This window comes from Bacillus sp. 05T31 (genome assembly GCF_056396725.1).
Map to the genome: position 1 here is coordinate 1 of NZ_JBFTMA010000188.1, position 8,244 is coordinate 8,244.

Here is an 8,244-nt window from a genome sequence, read left to right on the forward strand (position 1 = left end):
GGTTAATTTCCAGGGTTTAATTGTAGGAAAGACCCAAACTTGAATGACTTCAATATATGTACGAAGAACAGTAAGGCAAAATAATAGAAGTTATGCGGCAAAGCAAACGGAAAAAAAGGTTCCATTCCACTTTCCGAAACATGTCGTATGAATATTTATTAAATCATTATCTTTTTCTAACATTTTAAGCATGCAAAAGAGCACGATATGAGTTGCAATACCTGCAACAATAAGGGAAATCCAAGCATCATAGCCAGCATATTGCGCAATAATTCGTTGATATCCTAACACACCTACTCCRATTTGAAGGGAGTGTAATAGAAGAAATGYGAAATAAGGGGAAACAGTATKTGTTTTATTTTGTYCAGCCATTAYAGCACCTCACTATTCTCCGATACCAGATTGWACGACATTAATTTKCACATTAACKGCAACGTCTACATTAGGGTACATTTCTTGAATTTGTTTTATAGTCCATTTTCTTGAATGGCTACGAATTTCTTCTCGTATCCCGATTGGATCGATTTCTTTTTCTTGAAATTGTTTTATTAATTCGTTTAAATGTTCCTCAAGTGTTTTTTCTACATGTTTTTTTACATAAGTTATATTTTCGTTCTTTGCTAAATCAAGCCAGTCGGGAGCGTTTTTTATGAGTCCATTTAATTTTAAGTGGATGTTAACTTTCGGAATGTCACCGTTTTGGGAAAGGGAACAAAAACTTTTTCCAGATAAGTTTTGAGTTGCGATTAATCCTTTATGTTTACCTTGACGTATCGGAACTTCGTAACGACCATTTTTAGTAGGATTAATGAGCAATTTAAATAAAAAGGACCTTTTTTTATCTGTATACATAGCCACTTTATCCTTTTTTAAAAAAGCAATTCCTTTAATGGAAGCGGACCTGTCTTCATCAACTTTAATATAAGGAAGAAATGGATCGCATCCTGATGAATAAAAGTTATACAAGAAAATGTTTAAAGCGGTCCGAGGAATTGTCTCGTTTTCTATGTTTTGCTCCAGTAAATCAGACAAATATAGCGATCCATTTGTTTTGACATGTTTAAGTAGTTTTTCTGTTGAACCGTCTACAAGTGCTAGTTGTACGTCTCGGCCAATGTTAGGATCACGTTGTAAGTTGTTAATAACATCCCCAATTCCACGTTCGCCAAATGATTTTCCAAATAGAACAACACGCATTTGACCCACAGCGATAGTATGTGGCGATTTGGCATTTAAGAGTGAAGATATTGTTTCAATTGTGCCTGCAGTAGTTGACTGAGTTTGTGGTTTTGATTGCACACCCCTTGTGTAATCAGGATAGAGAATCGTCCCACGRAATTKTTTTTCTTTCGTTATATCGAATCCACCCACATGAATAATTCGCTGCGTATCAACTATATTCGTTTGTGTACAGCCGGATTGGAAAATTAAAATGATAATGGAAAAGCAGAGTAAAATATTTTTCATTTTTCCTCACCATCGCGTTTTTCTTTCGCTTTGTTTGGATCATAGCGCCATTTCTTTTTTGGCCTCAGAAAAGAGGCGCGTTCTGCAGTTTGACTAAATGGTAAGCGCAGGAGACCTTCTGCTGTCCCTAAACCGCGAAATGGATATAAAGGTAATAAATAAGGTGATCCAAGTGATTTTAAGCGAATTAAATGAGCTAATATGAATACGAATCCTACAATGAGACCTAAGCCCCCAAATGCGCCAGCTAAAAGAATAAGTGGAAATCGTAGTATCCGGATAGTAGAAGACATTTTTACAGTGGGTGTTGTAAAAGAAGCGAGTGCTGATAAAGCAACTGCAATTAATAAAATGGTACTCGTTAAAGCAGCCTGAACAGATGCTTGGCCAATTACAATCCCGCCAACGATGCCGATTGTTTGTCCAACTTTTGTAGGTAATCGTGCTCCAGCTTCACGGAGCAATTCGATTGTGATTTCTAAAAAAAGTGCTTCTAAAATGGGCGGAAAGGGTACATTAGCTCTTGAAAAAATAATCGGACCTAGTAAATCGGCCGGAATCATTTGATAGTGATACGTTAATACAGCTGTATAAATAGCTGATGAAAATAGCGAGAATGCTGCTCCGAAAAAGCGAACCATTCGAAGAAATGAGCCTGCTATCCATGGTAAATAATAATCTTCTGGAGAGACGAAGAAATCGAGTAATGTCGCTGGTCCAGCTAATGCATATGGTGAACCGTCTGTTAAAATGACAACTCCTCCATTCAATAATGCATAAACGGAGCGATCTAAACGCTCTGTAGGGAGTAAAACAGGGAAGGGAGAGTTGCTGTTATCACTAATAAACTGTTCAATCATAGTCGCATCGAAAGGAACATCAAAGTCAATGTCTTGTAGGCGCTGCATCGCAGTATTAACGTGCTGCTCATTCGTAATGCCTTCAATGTAAGCAACTACGACTTTTGTTTTTGATATAGAGCCAACTACAACTTCTTTGAAAACTAATTGCTCCGTTACAATATTCCGGCGAAGTAAGTGTATATTTGTATCAATATTTTCAACAAATCCAACTTTTGGACCGATTACACTGTATTCATTTTCTGTATCGTTATATAACCGTGTACCTAAAACTGAACTCTCGGCACGAATAAGTGCATATTCAACTGCTTGAGAATCATTTTTCAGCTGTATAAGTACATACCCACTTAATAATTTTTCACGAATATCATCAATAGAAGGATTGGTGATGATCTCCTCGAGTGTGACGATATTTGCTATATCACTTATATTTTCAATGTGATCTAACTCTCTTTTTATAGGTGTTAAAATGAATCGATTAATGAGGAGTGATTCGGCTGTAGATTTATAATAAAACAAACACAATGTTCCATCGTCTACTACGTTATAAGACACGAAATCACTAGATTCTTTCATAGTGTGGATAAACTCCGGAATAGAACAGAGTGCTTTTTTTTTCTTTTTAGATGATAAACGAAACATTGCTTCACCCCTTACATACATCATTTACTTATGTTAGTTTTTGGGAAATGGGGGAATTTATACTTGGAAATTGAAAGTTCATAAAGAAAAGGAAGAGTATTGAATATCTCTTCCTTTTTGACAGGCTAATTTGTTTTCTTTTCTTTAATAGACTTCACTAATTTAATCATTTCTGCCCGTATATCTTCTTTTTTAACATTTAATTTTTCCGCAATTTGTTTAATATCCATSCCATCTTTTTTCATTTTTAGTACATCRTCRAGAGGGGTATTACTTTTTTGAGMGATGATTGTTAACACSGYRAGYTGRCGTAAGCCGATGTTATATTCTTTCATTTTTTGTTTCAGTCCATCTGGTGTGGACTTTTGCATATTTGCTAATTTTTGCAGTAGTGCTTTTTTCGTTTCTTTATTCATATGATGCTTTTTCAATTTACTTGGGTCTACACCGAAATGCTGTGCTGTTTTCTCCCAAGATTTATTTTGCTTATAGTAAGCTAAAACGTCCTTAATTTCTTTTTTACTTATTCTTGCAATGTGAGCAGCTTTCCAAATTTCATGTTTGTTATAGCCGAGTTTTTCTAATGATTGCATTTCTTCTTCTGAAATAGGCTTATGATGGTGCATTGTTACTTCTTTTGGCGTGGCAGCAGAGGCAGGAAAGACAGATATCCCGCACAATAATGCTGCCATAGTCATACTTACTACGATTTTCTTGTACATATAAACTCCTCCTAGATGGATAATGTGGAAAACTGTACACTTATCATTTCCATAAAATGTGAAAAACTTGTGAACAAGTTAAGTTTTTTTATTCACAGTATAAAAAGAAGTTTTTCTTGGTTTTCCAACATAAAACATTGATTAATAGTGAAAAACTAGGTTATAATCGAAATTGAAAATCAATATCAATGAAAATGTTATACATATAGATGAAAATAGGGGAGAGATACATATGACTACATATACTTCCATCGCAAACGTTATTAAAGAAAGACGTTCTGTTCGTACATTTACAAATAAAGAAGTAGAAAAAGAGCTATTAATTGAACTATTAAACGAYGCAACATGGGCACCRAATCATAAACATCGYGAGCCATGGAATTGTAAATTATACATTGAAGAAGGCCGTCAGAAATTAGTAGACGCAGTATTAAACTCTTTCACAGAAGAAGAAAGAGCGAAACGCGGCAAAATTTTATCTGACCGTTTCTTAAGCACACCTGCACAAATCGTTGTTTACATTAATGAAGATCCGCGTCAAATTCMACGTGACGAAGATTACGCTGCAACATGTGCATTTATGCAAAACTTCCAATTACTTGCTTGGGAACGCGGCTTAGGSTGYGTTTGGAAATCAGGTGGATTAAACTACAATCCACTATTTATAGAAGGAATTGGTTTAACAAGAGGTCAACGCATCATTGGAATTCTTCATATCGGCTATTTCGATAAAGCACCAGAAGGAAAAGCTCGTACACCGATTACGGAGAAGATGGAGATCATTGAAGGTTAATTAGAAAGAGGCATTCTCGTTTTTTTAGAGGGTGTCTTTTTATTATGCAATCAATCCTCATGAAAGCTTGTTCCTCATCATACACTTTCTTAAGGGAAAGTGTAAGGAGGGAAAATAATGAGAGCAAGTGACGATAAAGCACTACAATATGCGATTGCTGAAATTACTGAAATTGCGACTGGATTTGGTCTTGATTTTTATCCGATGCGCTATGAAGTATGTCCAGCGGAAATTATTTATACATTTGGTGCATATGGGATGCCGACGAGATTTTCGCATTGGAGTTTTGGAAAGCAATTTTTCAGAATGAAATTACAATACGATTTGGGACTTAGTAAAATTTATGAACTCGTTATTAACTCTAATCCATGTTACGCCTTTTTATTAGATACGAATTCTTTAATTCAAAATAAATTAATCGTGGCGCACGTTTTAGCACATTGTGATTTCTTCAAAAATAATATTCGTTTYTCTAATACGAAACGCGATATGGTGGAGAGTATGGCAGCGACAGCAGATCGTGTGAAGGCGTATGAACATAAGTATGGAAGAGAAGAGGTAGAAACATTTTTAGATGCCGTACTTGCCATTCAAGAACATATTGATCCATCGCTTATGCGTCCGAAACTTGCATGGAGTATTGAAGATTTAGAAGAGGATGTAGAAAAGAAAAAGATATCACAGTACGATGATTTATGGAATTTAGATGATCGAAACAAAAAGAGGGCACGACCTAATATGCATAAAAAGAAGAAAATCCCACCGCAGCCAGAAAAAGATTTACTCCTCTTTATTGAAGAATATAGCCGTGAGCTAGAAGAATGGCAGCGCGACATATTAACGATGATGCGCGAGGAAATGTTATATTTTTGGCCACAGCTTGAAACGAAGATTATGAATGAAGGGTGGGCATCATATTGGCATCAACGCATACTTCGTGAAATGGACTTAACATCTGGTGAAGCAATCGAATTTGCAAAGCTTAATGCAGGTGTCGTACAGCCATCAAAAACAAGTATTAATCCATACTACCTCGGTATTAAAATGTTTGAAGATATTGAAGAGCGCTATAACAACCCGACAGAAGAAATGAAACGACGCGGTGTGAAACCTGGTTCTGGTCGTGACAAAATCTTTGAAGTACGGGAGATTGAATGGGATGTATCGTTCCTAAGAAACTATTTAAATAAAAAACTTGTAATGAGAGAAGATATGTACTTATTCCAGCGCCAAGGAAAAGAATATAAAGTAATTGATAAAGAATGGGAACATGTGCGTGATCAACTTGTAAATATGCGTACGAATGGAGGTTTCCCGTACTTAGTAGTAGAAGATGGCGACTACTTAAAGAATGGGGAATTGTACATTAAACATAGCTATGAAGGAATTGAGCTAGATTTAAAATACTTAGAAAAAGTATTACCGTATCTTCATCAGCTATGGGGAAGAACAGTGCATATGGAATCGATTGTGGAGAGTAAGGGCGTTGTGTTTTCTTATGATGGGAAGATGGTGCATCGGAAGTATGTGTGATGGAAAGAACGGACATAGAATACTGTGTCCGTTTTTTATTTGGAACAAAGTTAAATATGCTATCTTTAAGTAGGTGGGATATATAGAAGGAGAGCGATTCAAATGAGCAAAATAGKGGTATGCAAGGTGGATATTACGCCGCCTTTAGGTATTGATTTTATCGGATATCATCGAGATACAGGAATCAATGATTTTAATAAAGCTGTAAAAAACGAATCCATTTTGAAAAAGAATAATCAAAGTGGATTCGTTTTTTATATGGAGTTTTTGTTTACCAAACAGGTCGTATGCTCGATGATAATTTTCCTGTATTTTCTTTAGTAACGAATGTTGTTAAATCCTCTTTAAGCATTTGCATTCGTTCTGCACCTATGTTGGCAATCCATCGTTGTTCTATTTCAGCTACTATTTCTTCTTTTGCTTTCATTACTGCTAAACCACGCTCGGTTAAAACAATAATTTTACCTCTTTTATCAGTAGGATGCGTTTGGCGCGTGACATAACCACTGTTCTCAAGAGAATCTACCATTTTACTTATGGCTTGTTTTGAAACCCCTAAAGATTCAGCTAGTTCTATACCGGTTGCTCCGTTAGGAAGGATGCGTTTGAACATAAAACCGTGCGCTGGCCTAATATCTTCAAATCCTAATTCACTTAATCTATCATGTAGTTCAGTAATTAATGTGCTGAAAGATAGTGATAAAAGTGATGTAAGATCTAGTTCGTTAAGTGTTTGATGAGTCATGTATATAACCTCCTTACTTATAGTCAGGATCCTGCGACGGGAAGAGTGTTTGAATATGCCGGAGATGCACGTGAATTTACACCATACGCTGTGAACACAAAGCGTTCAAGATTAGAACAAGAAGTGGTTGTTGATTTTTATAAAAGAGAAATTTTCACATATGCAGATGCTTGTATCGTTACTGTGAAAATTACAAATCCAGATGGCTCAATTGAGTATCAAAAAGGAGAAACAAGTACAGAAAACATTGCATGTACAAATATTGTATGGAGTGAAGATGAAGTTTCMTTTGAAATGAGAGCAAGTGCAAGTAATCCGTTAAACGCGGCAGCACCTGCAGCTGATTATTTTTTGGCTATACGAGTTAATGAAAGTGGTACTGTGCATGTTGAAGGTTTACATGATGGTTTTCCTTGCTATGAATTTTATAAACAAATCGACTTTGGTTCATTTGAATTAATATATACACATGATTTCAGGAAAACGGATGATACCCCAGCAGCACTAGCTGGAGAAATGGAATATAGYTTTAAARCGAMAATCTAGATATAAATATAGCGCTATTTTTYAGAAGGAAGTAGCAAACGTAAAAGAGAAAGCTATTGGTTCTAGGATTGAAATTGTGGTCTATTTTATTCAATAGTATGCAGTATATAAAATTAGAATTACAGGGGTGTTTCTTATGACGAATATCGTTAAAATTAGAGCCAGTGTATTTATTCCAGTGTCTTGGACAGAACCGCGGAAGGATGTACAAACAGGGAAAGTAATCCAATTCGAAGGTGATTCACGTGAGTTTACACCACATGCGGTAAATACTATGCGCTCTAGAGTTGAGCAAGAGGTAGTAGTGGACTTTTATAAAGAAGAAGTGTTTTCATATGCAAACACGGGTATTACGACAGAGAAGGTCACAAATCCAGATGGTTCTGTGAATAAAAGAACAGGAAAAGCGAGTACTGAAAATATTGTGTGTACGGATATTTCATGGAATTCTGATGGTGTGCAATTCAAAATGAGTGCAAGCGCTAGTAATCCGTTAAATGTGTATGCCCCTCCTGTGGACTATTTATTAACTGTATGTGTGAACAAGGATGGTAGTATTGATATTCAAGGAGACCATGATGGATTCCCTTGTTTCGAATTTTATAAGCAAGTAGATTTCGGTTCATTTGAACAAATTTATACACATGATTTTAGAGAAACTGGTGATACACCTGAAGCGTTAGGTGGAGAAATGGATTATAGTTTTACAAAGAGATTATAAGAAGTAGGATAATAAAACGGTTGATTCCTTGATTCGTAAATGAAATGAATTAGTTGGACTACCAAGCAGTGTAGTTGAGAAATGCAAAAGCCAATGAAATTGAAGTGACCCCTAAAAATTAGACACGGTTATTTCATTAGGCAGCTTGATAAAAGTGAGTCCGGTATTGCACCGGGCTCATTTTTAATTTTGCCTTTATCCGTTTTGTATTATAA

The 8,244-nt window shown here is 35.9% G+C and carries 9 protein-coding genes and 2 pseudogenes; 5 read left to right on the top strand and 6 right to left on the bottom strand.

What is annotated here, in order from left to right; genetic code table 11:
* The 4 genes and pseudogenes from AC1DJR_RS13545 to AC1DJR_RS13560 form a co-directional block, all read right to left on the bottom strand.
* Window positions 1-372: pseudogene (locus AC1DJR_RS13545) on the bottom strand (GerAB/ArcD/ProY family transporter); the annotation flags it as partial.
* Between the two features lie 12 nt (window positions 373-384).
* Complete coding sequence (gene gerYC / locus AC1DJR_RS13550; RefSeq protein ID WP_477002810.1) at window positions 385-1,467, bottom strand: spore germination protein GerYC; 1,083 nt, start codon at window positions 1,465-1,467, stop codon at window positions 385-387.
* Window positions 1,464-2,969: a spore germination protein gene (locus AC1DJR_RS13555; RefSeq protein WP_429687682.1), complete on the bottom strand. Its 1,506-nt coding sequence runs from the start codon at window positions 2,967-2,969 to the stop codon at window positions 1,464-1,466. The genes gerYC and AC1DJR_RS13555 overlap by 4 nt, the downstream gene beginning before the upstream one ends.
* 125 nt (window positions 2,970-3,094) lie before the next feature.
* Window positions 3,095-3,691, bottom strand: a complete 597-nt coding sequence (locus AC1DJR_RS13560; protein WP_477002811.1) for a hypothetical protein — start codon at window positions 3,689-3,691, stop codon at window positions 3,095-3,097.
* A 232-nt stretch (window positions 3,692-3,923) separates the two neighbouring features.
* On the opposite strand from AC1DJR_RS13560, the gene AC1DJR_RS13565 reads away from it, so the two are divergent.
* The 3 genes and pseudogenes from AC1DJR_RS13565 to AC1DJR_RS13575 form a co-directional block, all read left to right on the top strand.
* Window positions 3,924-4,484 carry a nitroreductase family protein gene (locus AC1DJR_RS13565; RefSeq protein ID WP_477002812.1) on the top strand — a complete coding sequence of 187 codons (561 nt, stop codon included), beginning with the start codon at window positions 3,924-3,926 and terminating at the stop codon, window positions 4,482-4,484.
* 117 nt (window positions 4,485-4,601) lie between these two features.
* Window positions 4,602-6,017: a stage V sporulation protein SpoVR gene (gene spoVR, locus AC1DJR_RS13570; RefSeq protein ID WP_477002813.1), complete on the top strand. Its 1,416-nt coding sequence runs from the start codon at window positions 4,602-4,604 to the stop codon at window positions 6,015-6,017.
* Between the two features lie 102 nt (window positions 6,018-6,119).
* Window positions 6,120-6,210 (top strand): annotated as a pseudogene (locus tag AC1DJR_RS13575) (neutral/alkaline non-lysosomal ceramidase N-terminal domain-containing protein); the annotation flags it as partial.
* 78 nt (window positions 6,211-6,288) lie between these two features.
* Here the strand turns inward: AC1DJR_RS13575 and AC1DJR_RS13580 are convergent.
* The gene (locus tag AC1DJR_RS13580; protein WP_131247296.1) at window positions 6,289-6,762 is read right to left on the bottom strand and encodes a MarR family winged helix-turn-helix transcriptional regulator; all 474 of its coding nucleotides are present in this window, start codon (window positions 6,760-6,762) and stop codon (window positions 6,289-6,291) included.
* On the opposite strand from AC1DJR_RS13580, the gene AC1DJR_RS13585 reads away from it, so the two are divergent.
* Complete coding sequence (locus tag AC1DJR_RS13585) at window positions 6,754-7,308, top strand: DUF3238 domain-containing protein (RefSeq protein ID WP_477002814.1); 555 nt, start codon at window positions 6,754-6,756, stop codon at window positions 7,306-7,308. The genes AC1DJR_RS13580 and AC1DJR_RS13585 overlap by 9 nt on opposite strands.
* Before the next feature lie 136 nt (window positions 7,309-7,444).
* Window positions 7,445-8,029 (top strand): DUF3238 domain-containing protein, encoded by a 585-nt coding sequence (locus AC1DJR_RS13590; protein ID WP_429687687.1) that lies wholly within the window; start codon window positions 7,445-7,447, stop codon window positions 8,027-8,029.
* Window positions 8,030-8,165: 136 nt separating this feature from the next.
* On the opposite strand, the gene AC1DJR_RS13595 is transcribed toward AC1DJR_RS13590, so the two are convergent.
* Window positions 8,166-8,244: IS3 family transposase (locus tag AC1DJR_RS13595; protein WP_153043349.1), on the bottom strand; the 79-nt coding region annotated here is incomplete at its 5' end.